Source organism: Mycobacterium sp. TH-M25 (genome assembly GCF_057473665.1).
In genome coordinates, this window is the sequence record NZ_JBYCLA010000430.1 from 1 (window position 1) to 17,332 (window position 17,332).

Consider the following 17,332-nt stretch of genomic DNA (forward strand, 5'->3'; position numbering starts at 1 on the left):
CGACCCGAAAGTCCTCCATCGCCAGATACAGCATCTCCTCGGCCGGCCGGGCGATCCGGTGAATCTCGTCGATGAACAACACGTCGTGCTCGACCAGGTTGGACAACATCGCCGCGAGGTCTCCAGCGCGCTCCAGCGCCGGGCCCGACGTCAGCCGCAGCGACGTCCCGAGTTCGGCGGCGATGATCATCGCCAGCGACGTCTTGCCCAGCCCGGGTGGACCCGACAGCAGGATGTGATCCGGTGTGCCGCCCCGGTTTTTGGCGCCCTCGAGGACCAGCTGCAGCTGCTCGCGCACTCGCGGCTGGCCGATGAACTCGCCCAGCGAGCGAGGGCGAAGGCTGGCGTCGACGTCGCCCTCACCGACGGTCAGCGCCGCCGAGACTTCCCTCTCCTCAGAGTCCTCGTCGGTCATTTCGTCTTACCCAACAACGACAGCGCCGATCGCAGCGCCGTGGAGGTGGTGGCTTCGTCGTCGGCGGCCAGGACCTTGTCGATGGCCTCCTCGGCCTGCTTGGCCGCAAAGCCAAGTCCCACAAGAGCGTCCACTACCGGTCCGCGGACGCTATGCCCGTTGAGCGCCGCGCCCGCGGTCGGCGGGACCGGCCCGATCTTGTCGCGCAGCTCGAGCACCAACCGCTCGGCGCCGCGCTTGCCGATACCCGGCACCCGGGTCAGCGCTGCGACGTCACCGTCGGCCAGCGCCCGGCGCAGTGCCGTCGCGTCGTAGACCGCCAGCGTGGCGAGCGCGATCTTGGGGCCGATGCCGGACACGCCGAGCAACGTCAGGAACAGGTCGCGCGCGTCTCCGTCGGAAAAGCCGTAGAGGGTCATCGAGTCTTCGCGGACGATCATCGCGGTGATCAAGCGGGCTTCGCTGCCGCGGCGCAGCGTCGCGAGCGTGGATGGAGCGGCCATCAGTTTGTAACCCACGCCGGCTGCTTCGATGACGACGTGATCGAGGGCGACGTCGATCACCTCGCCTCGCACCGACGCGATCATCTCGAGGCCTTCACTTTCGCGGCGAACTTCTTACGCTGCTCGACGACCTTGGCCTCGGCTTCGGCCATCCGGGCGATCATCGGCGCGCGCCAACAGTGGCAGATGGCCAGCGCGAGAGCATCCGCGGCATCCGCTGGAGTCGGTTTCGTCTGCAGCGCAAGGATTTTGGTGACCATCGCGGTAACCTGAGCTTTATCTGCGCGGCCGTTGCCCGTCACGGCCGCCTTCACCTCGCTCGGCGTGTGGACGTGCACGTCGATGCCGCGCTTGGCGGCCGCGAGCGCAATCACGCCACCAGCCTGCGCGGTACCCATCGCGGTGTTCGCATTCTGGTTGGCAAACACCCGTTCGATCGCGACGACGTCCGGCAGGTGGGTGTCCATCCAGTGGTCGACGGTATCGCTGATCGTCAGGAGTCGCCGCGCAAGCGACTCGTCGGACGGCGTACGCACCACACCGACGTCGAGCGCGATGACCTGGCGGGCGCCGCGACTCTCGATCACCGACAGCCCGCAGCGCGTCAGGCCGGGGTCGACGCCCATCACGCGCACCTTGCCTCCTTCTAGGGCGAACAGTTGTTCGATCAGCGTAGCCACCGCTGACGATTTGGTGGCACCGGACACGCGAGGACCGCGCTGATGATCACGCTCCGCCACCCCTGGTGGTCCTGAGGAAATCTTAAATCTGTACGTCAATCGGACGACAAATTTATTTAAGGTGTCAATTTGTCGCACATCGAACGTCTACCTAAAATAGCTCTAGTAACCGTTTAGCTGCGGAAACGATGCTTCGAGACCCAGGCGTGCTATGGCGCACAGAACGAGCGCCTGTTACTTGTGAAGTACGAAACCCTGCACGCCATCTACGACTTCATCGGTGAACCTGCTTTCGAGCACGACTTCGACCACGTCGATGACGACGTCACCGGATTCGACGAACGTGCTGGTACTCCAGGGCTGCACACCGTGCGCGGTCAGGTCAAGGCCGAGCCGCGCGCCAGCCTGCTGCCGCCGGATCTGTTCAAACGATCCGTCAACGATGCCTTTTGGCGCGATCCGCAGAACATTCCCGAAGGGCCGCAGATGGTGTGAGGTCTCGTCGAGTGACGGCCGCGACGGAGCAACTGGCTACGCATTCAACGTTTTTGCCGAGAAAGGGCCAGTGCGAACGTGAACGACAACCCGCGTGCCGATGTGGCCTCTCGCCAGCATGAGCACTACCGATACCCGCAACCGATCGAGGACCTGGACGTGTGGCTGGCTCGCAACTGGGAGTGGTAAGACCCCGGGTGTTGTGGCCGGACCGGGAATACCAGCGTGACCTGGACATCTTGATCGCCGGCTGCGGCACCAATCAGGCGGCGGTATTCGCATTCACGAACCCCGACGCGAAAAAGGACAAGCACGGACTGTTCAACCTCGAGTTACACCCGCTGTCGATCGAGGAATTGCCCTCTCTGGAAATTGATTTCGATCTGACCGTGTCGACCGGTGCACTACACCACGTGGCCGATCCGCAGACCGGCATGAACGCCGTGGCCAGCTGTCTGCGACCAGACGGCGCCTCGGGTGTGATGCTGTAGGTCACGTACGGCCGCGTCAAACTTGAGTTGCTGCAGTCGTTCTTTCGTGACTTGGGGCTCGAACAGAAGGAATCTAGGCAGACCGAATGCCGCCGAGGCCTTTTCGGCAATGGCCTCCCTGCATCAACAGAGCGCGATATTCTCACCTAATGACTGACAGGCCTGTCATCGGATCCTCCGACGCTGAAAGCCAGAAACACGCCAGCGGGGAGCCCACTTCTTCCACGGTGCATCTCCCGCGAGGGTCGAAAACGTTGCCTTGGTTGACGTATGCAGCCCTCGCGATCGCCGCGATCGCTGCTGTCCTTGCCGCACTGGCGTATTTTTACCCGGCGCACAACCACGCCTCGGTAGCTCAGCAGAGCGGTGACCCGAAAACGAACATTTGCTCTGCCTATAACGCCGCCCACAAATCGGTAGTCGCCAACACACACATGCAAAGCAACAACCCGAACGACGCGGTCGCCGAACTCGCCGTGGCGACCAACGCACGATTGGCCCTCGACGGCGGTGGGGCGTACCTCAGAGATCGACTCGACGCAAACACCGCGGCTCCAAAGGATCTCGCGAACGCGATCAACACGTTCGCCAACACGATCGAACAACTTGGCATCAACTATTTGAGTGGCGCGGGGGCAGACGCCCAGGATTCGTTGCGGCATGACCTCGACTCCCAGATCACCCAACTCGACAAGTCGTGCGGGTGACTTGCTAATCACCGATCTGTGCGGCTGTCGGCGGACGACTGCGCCGGCAGCCTTTCGTGGAAGCCGCTGAAAACTACGGCGAAAGCCTGAGGCCGAGCTGACCCAATCTCGATACTGCGCAGCAGTATTCGCGCATACTGGACACCATGAGGATAAGTGGGGCGTTCCTGGCCGAGAAGGTCGAAGTAGTGAACAACAAGCTGAACGTGAAAGGCGGGGTGATATCCAATTACAACGTTGGTCGCGACCGAGTAGCGCATTTCAACATCGTGGTGTTGACACAAGGCGGCACTGAAGACACCGACGGGATAGATCGCCTGGTCGTCATAGAGGTCAGCCCGCCGAACGGTGGGGAACCCCTGCACATGCACCGCGAACTGCCGATGAACTTGAGAAACGCAGACGTGGGCTTTGTATGCTTCCAGTTCCGGCTTACCTTGAATCTCAATGGCCGCTGGGTCGTCAAGATGAGCGGCGCAGCGGGAGAAGTTGCACTGCCACTGACCGTCAGCGGTCCGCGCTAGGCGTTTCGCAGCGTGAAGGCGGGCACCAAGAACTCCCTTTGAATTCGTGCGTTTGGCAACCCGCCTCCGGTTGTGGAACTACGTTCACGGCAGCGGTGGCGCACGGGATCGCCGATCAAACAAGGCAATCAAAGCCGTAGACCTGAGCGCGGCTGCCGGGGTGACCCTGGCTGCGGCGTTGTTCACTCTGGGCGCCGCGTCGCGTCGACCGGCTGCAGCCGTACCGTGAGCGACATCGCCGTCGGCTTTGCGACCGACGATCCGAGCGGCGACGGTGGTAACGGCAGCGACGGCACGCCAGGCGCCGGGGGCAAAGGCGGTCAGCCGGGCGAGGGCGGAGCCCCCGGCAAGCCTGGAAAGCCCGGCGAGCCCGGCGGCTGAGACCGACAGCGTCAGAGCGAGATGACCAGCCCCATCGACAGCGGCCCCGCCGAAAAGTTCGTTCGCGCCCCCCGCGCTACGCTGCCCGTCAAAGACGTCGGCCGGCTCTTGCTGCGCTGCGCCGACCGGTCCGGACTGGTGGCAGCGGTCACTACGTTCCTGGCAGCCGCAGGCGCCAACATCATCTCGCTGGACCAGCACTCGACCGAGCAAGCCGACGGAATATTGATGGAGCGCAGGGTCTTTCACCTGCCAGGTCTGGCGGCAGTGCGAGACGACTTGGCCCGCGACTTTACCGAGCAGGTGGCCGAGAAGTTCGGGATGGGTTCACCGAGGCCGCAAAGCCCAAACGGGTCGCGATTATGGCGTCGAAGAAGGCGTCAAAAGACGATGCCCTCGAGCCATGGATACCACTAGTTTTACGCCGAGATCGACGGTATCGCGAGAAAGCGCGAGAGGGCGCCACGCTGGCGTCGATCTGGGTGCCACCCGCGACGCTCCAGAGCTCGATATACCCGGTTCACGATGGCGCGGGATTGGTGTTCGGAGACCACCCGGATGACGATCCACCCCTGGCCCTCAGCGACGCCGAGCTTGTCGATGTCCTTGACAAAGCGCCGTCGATCACTGCGGTGGTAATCGCCGTCGTATTCTGCGGCAACCTTGTATTCTTCCCAGCCCATGTCGAATACGGCAACCAACTGGTTACCTCGATACAGCGGGAGCTGGACGGTGGGTTGTGGCAGACCGGCGTCGCGAAGCAATATGCGTAGCCACGTCTCCTTCGGCGACATCGCTCCGCCATCGACGAGCAGCAATGCGGCCCCTAGTCGTCGCAGACCTCGCACGCCCTTGTGTCGCTGCCCAAGCGCAAGCACCTCGTCGATCGAAAACGGCGCAGCGCGCATCAGCGCGTCGAGATACGCGACTGCCCTCCCTCGAGGCTGATGACGACCCAGGTCGAACGCGGTTCGAGCAACCGTCGTCACCGGCAAGTGGCCCACTCGGGTGAGCTCGCCCGTCTCCAGCGTCTCGTTGCGCACCACCAAACCACGTTGCGCCCGAGCGCTTTTCCCGATCAAATCAATGGGAATGTCGGCGTCTACCCATGCTGCACCGTGCAGCGCCGCGGCGGCAGCGCCGGCTATGACCGCGTTTCGGCGTGACCACAGCCAAGCCCCCACGGTTCGGTCGTTCAACGACGGCTGGTGGCCCCGCGGCACATAGACGTCACGGAAAATCGGTTGGTACCACCGGCGCAATTCGTGCTCGGTCAGCGCCGCATCGCGAAGCGCCTCACTACCAAGAAAGACCTCTCCCACGGACGACATGGTGCGCGATGCGCCGGGTATCCCGCGAACACCCATCCACACCCTCGTCGAGACTGACGGCAGCGCGAGAAAGTGCGAGAGATTGTCTCGCTAGCGTCGACCTCGGCGCAGGCGCCGAGAGGCCCACGAGCTACTCGTCGTCGAGGGCGGCCAACACCTCGTCGGACAGATCGACATTGGTCCACACGTTCTGCACGTCGTCGCTGTCCTCCAGCGCGTCTATCAATTTGAACACCTTGCGCGCGCCCTCGACGTCGACGGGCACGCTGACCGACGGCTGGAAGCTGGCTTCCGCCGACTCGTAGTCGATGCCGGCGTCCTGGAGGGCAGTTCGCACTGCAACGAGATCGGTGGGCTCGGAAACGATTTCGAAGCTCTCACCGAGATCGCTGACGTCTTCGGCGCCGGCCTCCAAGACGGCGGCCAACACGTCGTCCTCGCTCAGGCCGTTTTTTTCCAGAGTGACAAGACCCTTGCGGGAAAACAGGTAGGCCACCGATCCGGGGTCGGCCATGCTGCCGCCATTGCGGGTCATCGCCACCCGTACCTCGCCCGCGGCACGATTACGGTTGTCGGTCAGACACTCGATGAGCACCGCGACACCGTTGGGGCCGTAGCCCTCGTACATGATCGTCTGCCAGTCGGCGCCGCCCGCTTCCTCACCGGCGCCGCGCTTGCGCGCCCGCTCGATGTTGTCATTGGGCACCGAGGTCTTCTTGGCCTTCTGGATCGCGTCGTACAGCGTCGGGTTACCCGCCGGATCGCCGCCCCCGGTACGCGCGGCGACCTCGATGTTCTTGATCAGACGGGCGAATTCCTTGCCGCGGCGGGCGTCCTTGACGGCCTTCTGGTGCTTGGTGGTGGCCCACTTGGAATGGCCGCTCATCGGCTAGTACCTCTTCTGTCGCTCGCAATTCGCCTGCCGAGTCTACGTGGGCTCTGCGATCAGGACGTCTCTGCGCCACCCAGCCTGACCAGCGGCATGAAAACGTCGTCGACGATCTCCTCGATCACCTGCTCGGGAACCGGCCGCAAGGTCACCATCACCTGGTAGCGGAACAGCTCAACGGGTACCCACGCGAGCCGCTCACTGACCTGGCCGGGCTGGATTTCACCGCGCGCGACGGCCTGGTCGATCACCGCGGCCAAGACGGTCTCGCGACCCCCCTGGACGTAGGCAGTGAGCTCGGCAAGGTTAATGTTGGCCTCGCGGTAGAACCCGCCGAGGCGGGTTAACACCAAGGTGGCCAGCCGGATCCGGACCTCGTTAGCCCGCTGCAGTAAGGCGATGACGTCGCCGCGCAGGCTTCCGGTGTCCGGGGTGTCCACGACATCGGCTTTCACTTGGTGCACGAGCGTGGCCAGTACCAGTTCCCGCTTGCTTGACCAACGGCGATAGAGCACCGCACGGCTGGTACCGGCGCGACTGGCCACTGCGTCGATGGTCAGGTCGTCGTATCCGCTCGCGTTCAGTTCGGCCCATGCCGCGTCGAGCAGTGCTTTCTCCAATGCTTCGCCGCGTCGACGCTGCGCCGGCGCGGCACCTTTAAGAGACATTGCGTTTCCTCCGCCGTCAGGCTACCGTCCTTAAGATACATATCGGATCTTATCTGAAGGGGTTGATCGTTAATGCGGATCCTGGTTTCCGGCGCCGGCATGGCCGGCCTCAGCGCGGGGGTCACTCTCGGCACCGATCACGACGTCACCATCATCGAACGCGCGAATCATCTGCGGGTCAACGGATCTCCGATCGACATCCGGGGTGACGCGATCAAGGCCGCCGACAAGATGGGTGTGCTCGAGGAAATCCGCGTCCGCCGAGTGGACATGAGCGAGCGCGTCGCGTTTGTCGACAGTGACGGCGAAGTGCTCGCCGAACTACCCGACAGCGAATTCAACGACTGCCCGGACGATACCGAGATTCCCCGCGAAGACCTCGCGCTGGTGCTACGAGACGCGCTGGGCCCGGCGACCTCGCTGAGATTCGGCGAGTTGATCACCGAACTCCACGACGACGGGGAAGGCGTGAACGTACTCTTCGCCTCCGGCGAGCAGGAGCGCTACGACATCGTCGTCGGTGCCGACGGCATGCACTCGGCCACCCGCAGACTGACGTTCGGCCCCGAAGACCAGTTCCTGCGACACCTCGGCTTCTACGTCGCACTGACCGATCTGCCGGGTCGCGCTCAACCCGGCTGCCGCAATCCGATGTACAACTTCCCCGGCCACATTGCCGGAATCCCTACCTACCGCGATAAAGCATTGGGGATGTTCATGTTTCGCGCGCCGTGGATCGACTACGACTACCGCGACCTCGATGCCCAGAAGCAGATCCTGCGTGACGCGTTCGCCGGCCACACCGAGTGGAAGATTCCCGAACTGCTCGACGCCGCGACCCGCGACCCGGAGCTCTACTTCGACTCGGTCAGCCAGATCCACCTGCCGGCGTGGCACCGGGGCCGCGTTGTCCTGGTCGGGGATTCTGGGTATTGCGCATCCCCGCTGTCGGGTCGCGGAACCAGTCTGGCGATGACCGGCGCGTGGCTGCTGGCCGAGGCGCTACGTGATCACTCCGACGACATCGCGGCGGCGTTCGATCAGTACGAGCGCGAACAACGTCCCCACGTCAGCTACGCGCAGGGCACCGCCGCCCCGGGCGGTGACGGGCTGGTCCCAGCCACCCAGCACGAGATTGACGCTCGTAACCAACAGCTCAGCGCCGTAACGCGCTGAGCTGTTTCGGATATCGACGTGCGTGATATACAGCGCCGATGAACCGTCATGCGCTGATCTCCGGTGCCGGCATCGCCGGTCCTGCACTCGCCCATCAACTCGCTGCGCACGGCTGGCGGACCACCATCGTCGAGCGGTTCCCGCAGCGCCGCGACGAAGGGCACAACATCGACGTGCGCGGCGCGGCCTGTGAGGTGGTCCGCAGGATGGGCATCGAGGAGGACGTCCGCGCCGCCAACACCACCGAGATCGGTATGCGATTCGTCAGGGACGACGGCTCGACCGCGGCGTCGTTCCCGATGGATGACTCCGGTCGGCGGGAGGGCATCACTGCCGAGCTGGAAATCCTGCGCGGCGAACTGTCTCGCATATTGATCGAGCACACCCGCGACACCACCGAGTACCGATTCGACACTCAGATCGCCGATCTCACCGATGCCGGCAACCATGTCACTGCGGTGCTCGATGACGATACGACCATCGACACCGACCTTGTTGTCATCGCCGAGGGACTGCGGTCGCGCACCCGCAATCTGGTGATCCCCGTCGCCGTCACCGACTTGGACATGTACATCGCGTACCTGCAAATCCCTCGCCAGGAGTCGGACGATCGCTGGTGGAATTGGCAGCACGTTCCGGAGTCCCGTTCAATTCACCTGCGACCGGATAACCTCGGCACGACGAGGGCCATGCTGAGTTTCATGTCCACTGTCCGTGGCCTCGAAGATCTCGACCGCAGTGACCACATTGCCATCTTGCGAAAGACTTTCGCCGACGCCGGCGGGGCCGCACCCCGCATCCTGGCTCAGCTCGATGCTGCGCCCATGTATTTCGATGCCATCGGGCAGGTGCGCGCGCCGAGCTGGAGAAAAGGCCGGGTTGCGTTGCTGGGCGACGCCGCGTTCTGCCCATCGCCGGTCGGTGGGGGCGGCAGCAGCCTGGCACTGATCGGGGCGTACGTACTGGCCGGCGAGCTGTCTCGCACCGTCGATCTGGACGCCGCACTGGGGCGATACGAGCAGTTCATGCGACCGTACGTCACGGCTGCTCAAGACGTCCGGCCGGCAATGCTGCGGCGGGCCAACCCTCGCACCCGCGCCGGTATCCGCGTGCTACACACCGGTGCCCGGGCCTTCGCGAGCCCAGCAGTCCGGACCGGTATGAGTCTGATCGGCCAACGCTTCGGCCGAAGTGCGGCCGAGGACGTCACGCTGCCGGACTATCCGTCGATCCGGGTTTGATCCACCGCCACTGCATCGATCCCCACGGGCCGGCGTCGGGCAGCGTGTCGCTGACCGCGTCCACCACGCCTGTCCACCAGTCTGGTTGGTAGTCATCGCCGGACAACCAGCCGCCAGGTTTCACTTTGGGCGCCCACGCGGTGATATCTGCGACGACGCTAGCGTAGTCGTGACGCGCGTCGATGTGCACCCAGGCAAACGACTCGTCGGGGAACAACTCGGCCGCCGCGACCGAGCCACTGATGACCAGTTGAATGGTGTCGGCCAGTCCACAGTCAATGATGTTGCGGTGCAACAGACCTGCGAAGGTCCCGCCGCCATGGTCGACCGCGGCACCGTGTGCGTCGAAATCGCCACGACCTTCGTGCCCGCTGCCCTGCGCGGTGTCGACCCCGACGACCCTGGTGCACAGTCCCGCTTCCCGCACCACCTCACCCAGCGAGCAGATGCTGCGTCCCAGATAGCAGCCGACCTCGGCGAACCAGCTCGCGTCGGGGAATTGTGCGACGGCCTCCTCTTGCAGGCCCCGCCACTGAAACCAACCCGGAATGTCGCGCCAGCTTCGGACCGGATCGTCGAAGTCGCTGGTAGTCGCCCGGCCGGCAGAAGTATCCATGCTCAGCTTTTACACCACAATGCCGCACTTCAAACGCTGCGTAGGATGGACACAGTGACAGCACAGAGCTCGTTACAAGCGGTGCGCGAGGCACTGGGCAGCCGCCTCTTCGAGATGGTCGCCGGTCCCGACGGTCCGTCCGAGCGCGAGCGCATCCACCACACGCCGGGGCCCCGCTGGTTCGCCGACGACCGTCCGATCCGCCGAGTCCACGCCGATGCGTCGATGTTCGTCGGCGGGCTGCGCGCGTTACTGCTGCAGTCGCTGCACCCGCTGGCGATGGCCGGCGTCGCCGAGCACTCCAACTACCGCGCCGACCCGTGGGGTCGGCTGCAACGCACCAGCACTTTCTTGGCCGAAACCACGTTCGGGTCCGCCGTCGACGCCCAGCGCGCCGTCGACCGCGTCCGGGGTATCCATCGGCGGGTACGCGGCGTGGCGGCCGACGGCAGGGCCTATACGGCCACAGATCCGCACCTGCTGGAGTGGGTGCACGTCGCTGAGGCCGACAGCTTTCTGCGAGCCCATCAGCGCTACGGCGCCGCCCCGCTGGATCAGGCCGGTCGCGACGGCTACGTCGCGGACATGGCCGACATCGCGTCGCGGCTCGGCGTGCTCGATCCACCGCGTACCGAACATGAACTGGCCCAACGGCTTCAGGATTTTCGGCCAGAGTTGCGCAGCACTCCGGCGGCGCGCGATGCCGCTCGATTCCTGCTGCTGACGCCGCCGCTGGCGCTGCCGGCCCGGGCACCCTATGGCGCGCTGGCCGCCGCCGCAGTCTCGACGCTGCCGTTGTGGGCCCGCATTCCGCTGCTGCTGCCGTATTTTCCGCCCGTCGAGGTCACGCTTGTGCGCACGGTGGGACGCGTTCTGGTGGGCGGCATACGGTGGGCCCTGCCGGCCCCCGGTGCGGTCAGCGCCGGCCGCTGACGATGTCGACGAACAACTGGTGAATGCGACGGTCACCCGTCACCTCGGGGTGAAACGCCGTCGCCAGCACGGCGCCTTGGCGCACCGCGACGGGATGGCCGGCCGCAGTAGCCAACACCTGCACCCCCGCGCCCACCCGCTCCACCCACGGGGCGCGGATGAAGACGGCGTGCACCGGATCATCGAGATCGTCGAACGCGATGTCGCCCTCGAAGGAGTCAACCTGTCGTCCGAAAGCGTTACGCCGCACCGTGATATCGATCGCCGAGAGCGGGGTCGCCGCACGTCCGGCCGGGCCGGCGTCGCGAATCTCACTGGCCAGCAGGATCATCCCCGCGCAGGCGCCGTAGGCCGGTAGGCCCCCGGCCAACCGCGCGCACAGCGGCTCGAGCAGATCAAGCTCGCGCAGCAAAAGACTCATCGTGGTGGACTCCCCGCCGGGGATCACCAGCCCGTCGACCGCGTCCAACTCGGCACAGCGCCGCACCGGCACGCCGATGACCCCGACCGCACTCAACGCCGCCAGATGCTCGCGGACGTCTCCCTGCAGCGCCAATACTCCGATGCGTGCGGCGCTCACGAGGATTCACGAGGGAAGCGGGTCAGCCCCTCCTGCATGACGGCGGCGACCATTTCGCCGTGCTCGTTGAAGATCTTGCCCTGGCACAGGGCGCGGCCGCCGCACGCCGACGGCGAGGACTGGTCATAGAGCAACCATTCGTCGGCGCGGAACACCCGCATGAACCACATCGCGTGATCCAGCGAGGCGACTTGCAGGTGCGCACGCTCGTCGAGATGGGTGACCTGCGCGGAGCCGAGCAGGGTGAGATCGCTCATGTAGGCCAGCGCGCAGATGTGCAGCACCGGGTCATCGGGCAGCGGATCACGATGCTTGAACCACACCTGTTGCTGGGCAGCCTTGCCCGCTAACAGGTGAACTTGGTCGCGCGGGACGATGCGAATATCCCACTCGCCGAACTGTTTGAACCCCTCGTCGTCGAAGACCTTCATCGACTTGAGCCCGGGCAGATCGTCCGGCGGCGGCGCCGAGGGCATCACGTCTTGGTGGTGCACGCCCTCCTGATCGGTCTGAAACGACGCCGACATCGAGAAGATCGTGTTGCCGTGCTGGATGGCGTTGACCCGCCGGGTGCAGAACGACCCCCCGTCGCGTAGCCGCTCGACGATGAAAATCGTTGGCGCCGAAGAATCTCCGGGCCGGATGAAGTAACCGTGCAGCGAGTGCACCAGGAAATGCGGGTCGACCGTGCGGACAGCTGAGACCAGGGATTGCCCGGCTACCTGGCCCCCGAAGGTGCGCTGGAAGTTGCCCTGTTCAGGGCTGAACACACAGCCCCGGTAGATGTTGACCTCGAGTTGCTCGAGATCAAGGATTTTCTCGATCGACACGGACTGTTTTTACCAGCCGCGCTGCGCGAGGCGATGCGGCTCCGGCACCTGCTCGACGTTGATGCCGACCATCGCCTCACCGAGTCCGCGGGACACCTTGGCCAGCACGTCGGGGTCGTCGTGGAAGGTGGTGGCCTGCACGATCGCCGCGGCGCGCTGCGCCGGGTCCCCGGACTTGAAGATCCCCGATCCCACGAAGACGCCCTCGGCGCCGAGTTGCATCATCATCGCGGCGTCGGCCGGGGTGGCGATGCCACCGGCGGTGAACAGCGTGACCGGTAGTTTGCCGGCCCGGGCGACTTCGGCAACCAGGTCGTAGGGGGCGGCCAGTTCCTTTGCCGCGACGTACAGTTCGTCCTCGGACAGCGAGCCGAGGCGGCGGATCTCTCCCCCGATGGCGCGCATGTGCGTGGTCGCATTGGACACATCGCCGGTGCCGGCCTCGCCTTTGGAACGGATCATCGCCGCTCCCTCGTTGATCCGCCGCAACGCCTCACCGAGGTTGGTCGCGCCGCAGACGAACGGCACGGTGAACTTCCACTTGTCGATGTGGTGGGTGTAGTCGGCCGGCGTCAGCACCTCGGACTCGTCGATGTAGTCCACCCCGAGGCTCTGCAGGATCTGGGCCTCGACGAAATGCCCGATGCGGGCCTTGGCCATCACCGGAATGGTGACAGCGGAGATGATGCCCTCGATCATGTCGGGGTCGCTCATCCGCGACACCCCGCCCTGCGCCCGGATGTCGGCGGGCACGCGCTCCAGCGCCATCACCGCGACCGCGCCGGCGCCCTCGGCGATCCGGGCCTGCTCCGGGGTGACGACGTCCATGATGACGCCGCCCTTGAGCATCTCGGCCATGCCGCGCTTGACCCGCGCGGTTCCGGTCCGCACAGCGCCATGTGCGCCATTCGGCTTCGCGCTATCCACTGCTACCTCTATCGTCGGTGTCTCGTTTGCCCGGTAACGCAACAAGTCTAATGGTCGGCCACCAGCCAATTTCTTTCCGCCATTCGATCGCGCCCATCAGCGGATGGCGGCGTCGAGAAGTAGCGTGGCCGCGGCTTTCGCGGCAGCCGCGGCATCGGGGTCGTGATCCAGCTGCGCAGCCAGCCCGCCGCCGTCGTAGAGCAGCTGCAACTGCCGCGCCAACGCGGCCGGTTCGGACACCCCGGCGGCGTGGACGAGCTCAGTCAGCAGGTCGCGGACGTCGGCGCGGTAGTCGTCGACAGCATGTTCGATCCGCCCACCGTCGGGCGCTTCGGCGCTGGCCGTGATGAAGGCGCAGCCACGAAAACCCGGTTGGGCGAACATTTCGGCTTGGGCACCGAATATCGCCAGCAGTCGGCGTCTGGGCTCGCGGTGGCGTGCAACGCTGGCCCGGAGCTCCTCCAGCGTCGCTTGATGCCGGCTTCTCAAGTAGGCATGGACCAGGTTCTCTTTGCTACCGAAGGTGTTGTACAGCGTGGCTTTGGCCACTCCCGCGTGCGCGATCACCCGGTCGATGCCGACGGTCTGCACCCCCTCGGCGTAGAACAGTTCGTTGGCCGCCGACAGCAGCCGTTCACGGGCAGTCTGCGTGGCATTGGCCGTCACGACTGCTCCACCGGCTCCAGCACCAGAACGGGAATCTCCCGGGCCCCAGCCCTGGCGCGGTATTCCAGGAAGTGTGGCCAGGATTCTCCAGCGACGGCGGTCGTCATGATGATCACCGGCCGACCCTGCAGCGTGCCGCCCTCGGCACCGTTGGTCGCTTCGTAGCGGGCCACCTGGTCGGCGACCCGGTCGCTCGGGCTGGGTAGGTACGTGTCAGTCATCGTTGCGCCTTTCCGACGTTGCGGGGGATCAGATGGCGGCACGGCCGCCGTCGCCGGGGATCACCGCGCCGGTGATGTAACTCGCCTTGTCGGACACCAGGAACGCGATCACCTCGGCGATTTCGGCCGCGACGAGTTGATAGGCGGAGCGGACGTTGGCGGCGAACAACTTGTCGAAGGTCGCCTCATCGAGCTGGTCTGTCGGGCCGAACCAGGAGAAGCCGGCGTTGTTGACCAGCACATCGACCGGTCCCGCAGCGGCGACCAACGTGGCGGGGCCGCCGGGTTCGCCCAAGTCAGCAGCGACGAAACGGCCCCACCGCCACGTGCCTCGATGCCCTTGACGGTCTCGGCGCCGCGGACGATATCGCTGCCGTGCACGACCACTTCGAATCCCTGACCGGCCAACGTCAACGCGACCGCATAGCCGATTCCCGAGGTCGCCCCGGTCACCAGCGGTGCGTCGGTCACGAGGGCTCCTCTGCGTCGAATGCCTTTCCTTACGGATTAGACAGACAGGTCTCATCAATTATTCCGTGATCGGGGCTGACGTCCATCACAGCACCGATCAGGGCGGCTACGGAATGAAACTGACGCCCATCTCATTGGACAGGTCTGTCTACCTATGCGGCTTCTCCATGAAAGGTCACACTGATGAAGGTCTCAGCGCAATTCTCGACCTCGCTGGAATCGCCGGCGCACATAAAGGTTGCCGAGGACCTGGGCTACGACCGGGCCTGGCTCCACGACACACCTCAACAGGGACCCGACGTCTGGATGATGCTCGCCCTCGCCGCGCAACGCACCGAGCGGATAGGCCTGGGCCCCGGCGTGCTGGTGCCCGGGCTGCGACACTTGATGGTGAACGCTTCCGCTGCGGCCGCACTGTCCGCGATGGCACCTGGCCGGGTGGCGGTCGCATTCGGGACGGGCTTCGCCGGCGCCCGCGCGATGGGCGGCAAACCGACCACCTGGAACGACCTGGCCGACTATGTGCGCAGCTTTCGCGGGCTGCTCAACGGCGAAACCGTGGACTGGCGCGGTCAGCGTATGCGGATGCTGCACCCCGACGGCCACGCTCCCAGCCGGCCCGTAGACATACCGCTCCTGATCTCAGCCTTGGGCCCCAAAGGGCTTGCCGTCGCAGAGGATCTGGCCGACGGCCTGTTTACCGTCAACGGCGAGACCGGGCATGCGCACCGGTTCGGGTGGGCGGCCCTCGGCGTCCACGGCACAGTGCTGGCCGACGGCGAACACCTCAATTCCGCTCGAGTACAGGCGGCCGCCGGGCCCGGCAACGCCCTGGCCTACCACGCTGCCTACGAGTTCGGCGGCAACGTCACCGCGCTACCGGCCGGGCAGTTGTGGCTTGACAAAGTCGGTGAAATTGCGGAAAGAGAAAGACATCTCGCGATCCACGACCATCACCTGGTGGCGCTGAACGACATCGATCGTGCGGCGTGGGCCGCCGGCAGTTGGGCAGCCATCCCGACAACGACTCTCACAGGCACCACCGTCGAGATCGATAAGCAACTGCAGCGCTGCGCCGCCGACGGGATTACCGAGGTGATTTACCAGCCCACTGGACCCGACATGCCCGGCGAACTGGAGCGGTTCATCGTCGCCGCCCAGGCTGCCCGCGACTGAGCTCACCGAATGGATTGCAGCTGCCGGGGCCGGGCGGGCGCGCGCACCAGCTCAGCTGCCTCAGCGAGCAGCGTGGAGAGCTGCAGCGGATACACCGTCTCCCCGGCCTCGGCCAGCGCGATGATGTCGGCAGCGCTACACCACCGATGACCGTGGATATAGCTGTTCTCCAACTCTGTACGTCCCACGGTGGAGAGTTCGAAGCGCCGGGTGCGGTGGACGAAGAAGAATTCCTCGCTGTCGATCACCGCGCCGTTGAAGTCAAACACCGCGTCGCGCCGCCAGACCGGCCCGATCATGTCGGCCGCATCCACCCGCAGACCGGTCTCCTCGGCCAGCTCACGCGCGGCGGCCTGTCCGAGGGATTCCCCGTCGCCGACCCGACCGCCCACAGTGAACCACCACCGGGCCGCCGAGTCGCCGAGTGCCGGATCCGATCCGCACAACAGCAACACCGCGCCGGTTTCGTCGAGCAGCACAACGCGCGCCGACGTGCGCCGCGGGGCAGCGGCATAGTCGGGGTGTCGCGGCGCCTGCGATCGCTCGGCAATCTCGAAATAGCTTGGCAACGGCGCTTTTCCGGCCAGTCGGAACAGCCCGACCAGGCGGCGATCACGCAGCGCGAGCGTGTCGCGGACCGCGTCGTTGTGAAATCGGCGGGCCAGCAACACGCGCGTCTCGGCGTCGGCGAGTTCGTCGATCAGGGCTGCCGGCACCGACCCCGGGTCGACCGTCGACAGCGCGCCCGACAACGCGTTCTCGCACGCCTCGCGCGCCCGGCGCGGTGCGTGTTCGGCTGCGTCGGCAAGCCCGGCCAGTCGCTCGGCGTCGACGGTGCCGCCGAACACACTCGTGGCGACCGCGCGGACCACAACGGCCCGTCGTGCCAGCGCGGCGTCCAGCGCCTGCCAGGACAGGTCATAGCGCACGTGCAGGCGGTCGAGTCGGTTAGCCGTGCGGTAGCCCCACACCGCGAATCCGAGCACGACGATCAGCAACGCGATCAGCAGCACCGCGACGAGCGCGATCATCAGCTCGCCACCTGGACCTTGTTACCGCTGACCGCGACCGTGTCGTAGACCTGCATGATCTGGCCGGCCACCACCGACCAGTCGTAGCGGCGCACTGCCGCCGAACCGGCCGCCACGTAGCGCTGCGCCAGGGCGTCGTCCTCCAGCACCGCGATCAGTCCTTCGGCCAGCGCAGCGCCGTCGGCCACCGTCACCAGCAGCCCGGCCTCCCCGTCACGCAGCACTTTGCGGAACGCATGCAGATCGCTGGCCACCACCGGCGTACCGGCCGCCATCGCCTCGACGAGCACGATGCCGAAGCTTTCCCCACCGAGGTGCGGCGCGCAGTAGACGTCGGCGCTGCGCATCGCCGACGCCTTGGCGGCATCGTCCACCAGGCC

Annotated in this window: 23 protein-coding genes and 3 pseudogenes; 10 read left to right on the plus strand and 16 right to left on the minus strand. The window is 65.6% G+C overall.

From position 1 onward, the window contains the following. From AC2VOU_RS14490 to ruvC, 3 genes are all read right to left on the minus strand, one after another. Positions 1-415: AAA family ATPase (locus tag AC2VOU_RS14490; protein ID WP_486958003.1), on the minus strand; the 415-nt coding region annotated here is incomplete at its 3' end. Next, positions 412-1,002, minus strand: coding sequence for a Holliday junction branch migration protein RuvA (ruvA, locus tag AC2VOU_RS14495; protein ID WP_486958004.1), 591 nt, complete (start codon positions 1,000-1,002; stop codon positions 412-414). The genes ruvA and AC2VOU_RS14490, both read right to left, overlap by 4 nt. Next, the gene (ruvC, locus tag AC2VOU_RS14500; RefSeq protein ID WP_486958022.1) at positions 999-1,553 is read right to left on the minus strand and encodes a crossover junction endodeoxyribonuclease RuvC; all 555 of its coding nucleotides are present in this window, start codon (positions 1,551-1,553) and stop codon (positions 999-1,001) included. The genes ruvA and ruvC overlap by 4 nt, the downstream gene beginning before the upstream one ends. A 285-nt stretch (positions 1,554-1,838) precedes the next feature. Between ruvC and AC2VOU_RS14505 the strand changes: the two genes are divergently transcribed. From AC2VOU_RS14505 to AC2VOU_RS14530, 6 genes and pseudogenes are all read left to right on the plus strand, one after another. Next, a complete protein-coding gene (locus AC2VOU_RS14505) occupies positions 1,839-2,093 on the plus strand; it encodes a hypothetical protein (RefSeq protein ID WP_486958005.1) in 255 nt (84 codons plus the stop codon). 78 nt (positions 2,094-2,171) lie between these two features. Continuing rightward, a pseudogene (locus tag AC2VOU_RS14510) lies at positions 2,172-2,659 on the plus strand (class I SAM-dependent methyltransferase); the annotation flags it as partial. A gap of 74 nt (positions 2,660-2,733) precedes the next feature. After that, positions 2,734-3,291, plus strand: a complete 558-nt coding sequence (locus tag AC2VOU_RS14515; RefSeq protein ID WP_486958006.1) for a hypothetical protein — start codon at positions 2,734-2,736, stop codon at positions 3,289-3,291. Positions 3,292-3,479: 188 nt separating this feature from the next. Then, complete coding sequence (locus tag AC2VOU_RS14520; protein WP_486958007.1) at positions 3,480-3,815, plus strand: hypothetical protein; 336 nt, start codon at positions 3,480-3,482, stop codon at positions 3,813-3,815. 225 nt (positions 3,816-4,040) lie between these two features. Continuing rightward, positions 4,041-4,196, plus strand: a complete 156-nt coding sequence (locus AC2VOU_RS14525; protein WP_486958008.1) for a hypothetical protein — start codon at positions 4,041-4,043, stop codon at positions 4,194-4,196. A gap of 21 nt (positions 4,197-4,217) precedes the next feature. Further along, a pseudogene (locus tag AC2VOU_RS14530) lies at positions 4,218-4,573 on the plus strand (ACT domain-containing protein); the annotation flags it as partial. Positions 4,574-4,615: 42 nt separating this feature from the next. Here the strand turns inward: AC2VOU_RS14530 and AC2VOU_RS14535 are convergent. From AC2VOU_RS14535 to AC2VOU_RS14545, 3 genes are all read right to left on the minus strand, one after another. Next, entirely contained in the window at positions 4,616-5,527 is a 912-nt protein-coding gene (locus AC2VOU_RS14535; protein ID WP_486958023.1) for a hypothetical protein, read from the minus strand. Between the two features lie 130 nt (positions 5,528-5,657). Beyond that, positions 5,658-6,413, minus strand: a complete 756-nt coding sequence (locus AC2VOU_RS14540) for a YebC/PmpR family DNA-binding transcriptional regulator (protein WP_486958009.1) — start codon at positions 6,411-6,413, stop codon at positions 5,658-5,660. A 59-nt stretch (positions 6,414-6,472) separates the two neighbouring features. Beyond that, positions 6,473-7,084, minus strand: coding sequence for a TetR/AcrR family transcriptional regulator (locus AC2VOU_RS14545; RefSeq protein WP_486958010.1), 612 nt, complete (start codon positions 7,082-7,084; stop codon positions 6,473-6,475). Positions 7,085-7,156: 72 nt separating this feature from the next. Here AC2VOU_RS14545 and AC2VOU_RS14550 point away from each other — a divergent pair, with 72 nt between their 5' ends. Further along, on the plus strand, positions 7,157-8,260 hold the full coding sequence (locus AC2VOU_RS14550) for an FAD-dependent monooxygenase (protein WP_486958011.1): 1,104 nt from the start codon (positions 7,157-7,159) through the stop codon (positions 8,258-8,260). A gap of 38 nt (positions 8,261-8,298) precedes the next feature. Next, positions 8,299-9,501: an FAD-dependent monooxygenase gene (locus AC2VOU_RS14555; RefSeq protein ID WP_486958012.1), complete on the plus strand. Its 1,203-nt coding sequence runs from the start codon at positions 8,299-8,301 to the stop codon at positions 9,499-9,501. Here AC2VOU_RS14555 and AC2VOU_RS14560 read toward each other — a convergent pair. Beyond that, entirely contained in the window at positions 9,467-10,117 is a 651-nt protein-coding gene (locus tag AC2VOU_RS14560) for a class I SAM-dependent methyltransferase (protein ID WP_486958013.1), read from the minus strand. The genes AC2VOU_RS14555 and AC2VOU_RS14560 overlap by 35 nt on opposite strands. 114 nt (positions 10,118-10,231) lie before the next feature. Here AC2VOU_RS14560 and AC2VOU_RS14565 point away from each other — a divergent pair, with 114 nt between their 5' ends. Further along, positions 10,232-11,050, plus strand: coding sequence for an oxygenase MpaB family protein (locus AC2VOU_RS14565; protein ID WP_486958024.1), 819 nt, complete (start codon positions 10,232-10,234; stop codon positions 11,048-11,050). Here AC2VOU_RS14565 and pdxT read toward each other — a convergent pair. From pdxT to AC2VOU_RS14600, 7 genes and pseudogenes are all read right to left on the minus strand, one after another. Then, positions 11,034-11,630, minus strand: a complete 597-nt coding sequence (pdxT, locus tag AC2VOU_RS14570; RefSeq protein ID WP_486958014.1) for a pyridoxal 5'-phosphate synthase glutaminase subunit PdxT — start codon at positions 11,628-11,630, stop codon at positions 11,034-11,036. The genes AC2VOU_RS14565 and pdxT overlap by 17 nt on opposite strands. Continuing rightward, positions 11,627-12,460 (minus strand): acyl-CoA thioesterase II, encoded by an 834-nt coding sequence (gene tesB / locus AC2VOU_RS14575; protein WP_486958015.1) that lies wholly within the window; start codon positions 12,458-12,460, stop codon positions 11,627-11,629. The genes pdxT and tesB overlap by 4 nt, the downstream gene beginning before the upstream one ends. A gap of 9 nt (positions 12,461-12,469) precedes the next feature. Further along, positions 12,470-13,318 (minus strand): pyridoxal 5'-phosphate synthase lyase subunit PdxS, encoded by an 849-nt coding sequence (gene pdxS, locus AC2VOU_RS14580; protein ID WP_486958025.1) that lies wholly within the window; start codon positions 13,316-13,318, stop codon positions 12,470-12,472. Between the two features lie 165 nt (positions 13,319-13,483). Continuing rightward, positions 13,484-14,053: a TetR/AcrR family transcriptional regulator gene (locus tag AC2VOU_RS14585; RefSeq protein WP_486958016.1), complete on the minus strand. Its 570-nt coding sequence runs from the start codon at positions 14,051-14,053 to the stop codon at positions 13,484-13,486. Beyond that, positions 14,050-14,274: a hypothetical protein gene (locus AC2VOU_RS14590; protein ID WP_486958017.1), complete on the minus strand. Its 225-nt coding sequence runs from the start codon at positions 14,272-14,274 to the stop codon at positions 14,050-14,052. The genes AC2VOU_RS14585 and AC2VOU_RS14590 overlap by 4 nt, the downstream gene beginning before the upstream one ends. Positions 14,275-14,302: 28 nt before the next feature. Further along, entirely contained in the window at positions 14,303-14,569 is a 267-nt protein-coding gene (locus tag AC2VOU_RS14595) for an SDR family oxidoreductase (RefSeq protein ID WP_486958018.1), read from the minus strand. Positions 14,570-14,652: 83 nt separating this feature from the next. After that, a pseudogene (locus AC2VOU_RS14600) lies at positions 14,653-14,745 on the minus strand (SDR family oxidoreductase); the annotation flags it as partial. Positions 14,746-14,928: 183 nt separating this feature from the next. Here AC2VOU_RS14600 and AC2VOU_RS14605 point away from each other — a divergent pair. Next, positions 14,929-15,921 (plus strand): LLM class flavin-dependent oxidoreductase, encoded by a 993-nt coding sequence (locus tag AC2VOU_RS14605; RefSeq protein WP_486958019.1) that lies wholly within the window; start codon positions 14,929-14,931, stop codon positions 15,919-15,921. Positions 15,922-15,923: 2 nt separating this feature from the next. On the opposite strand, the gene AC2VOU_RS14610 is transcribed toward AC2VOU_RS14605, so the two are convergent. Both AC2VOU_RS14610 and AC2VOU_RS14615 read right to left on the minus strand, forming a co-directional pair. Then, positions 15,924-16,952, minus strand: coding sequence for an NUDIX hydrolase (locus AC2VOU_RS14610; RefSeq protein WP_486958020.1), 1,029 nt, complete (start codon positions 16,950-16,952; stop codon positions 15,924-15,926). Further along, a partial coding sequence (locus tag AC2VOU_RS14615; protein WP_486958021.1) for a glycosyltransferase family 4 protein occupies positions 16,952-17,332 on the minus strand: 381 nt, incomplete at its 5' end. The genes AC2VOU_RS14610 and AC2VOU_RS14615, both read right to left, overlap by 1 nt.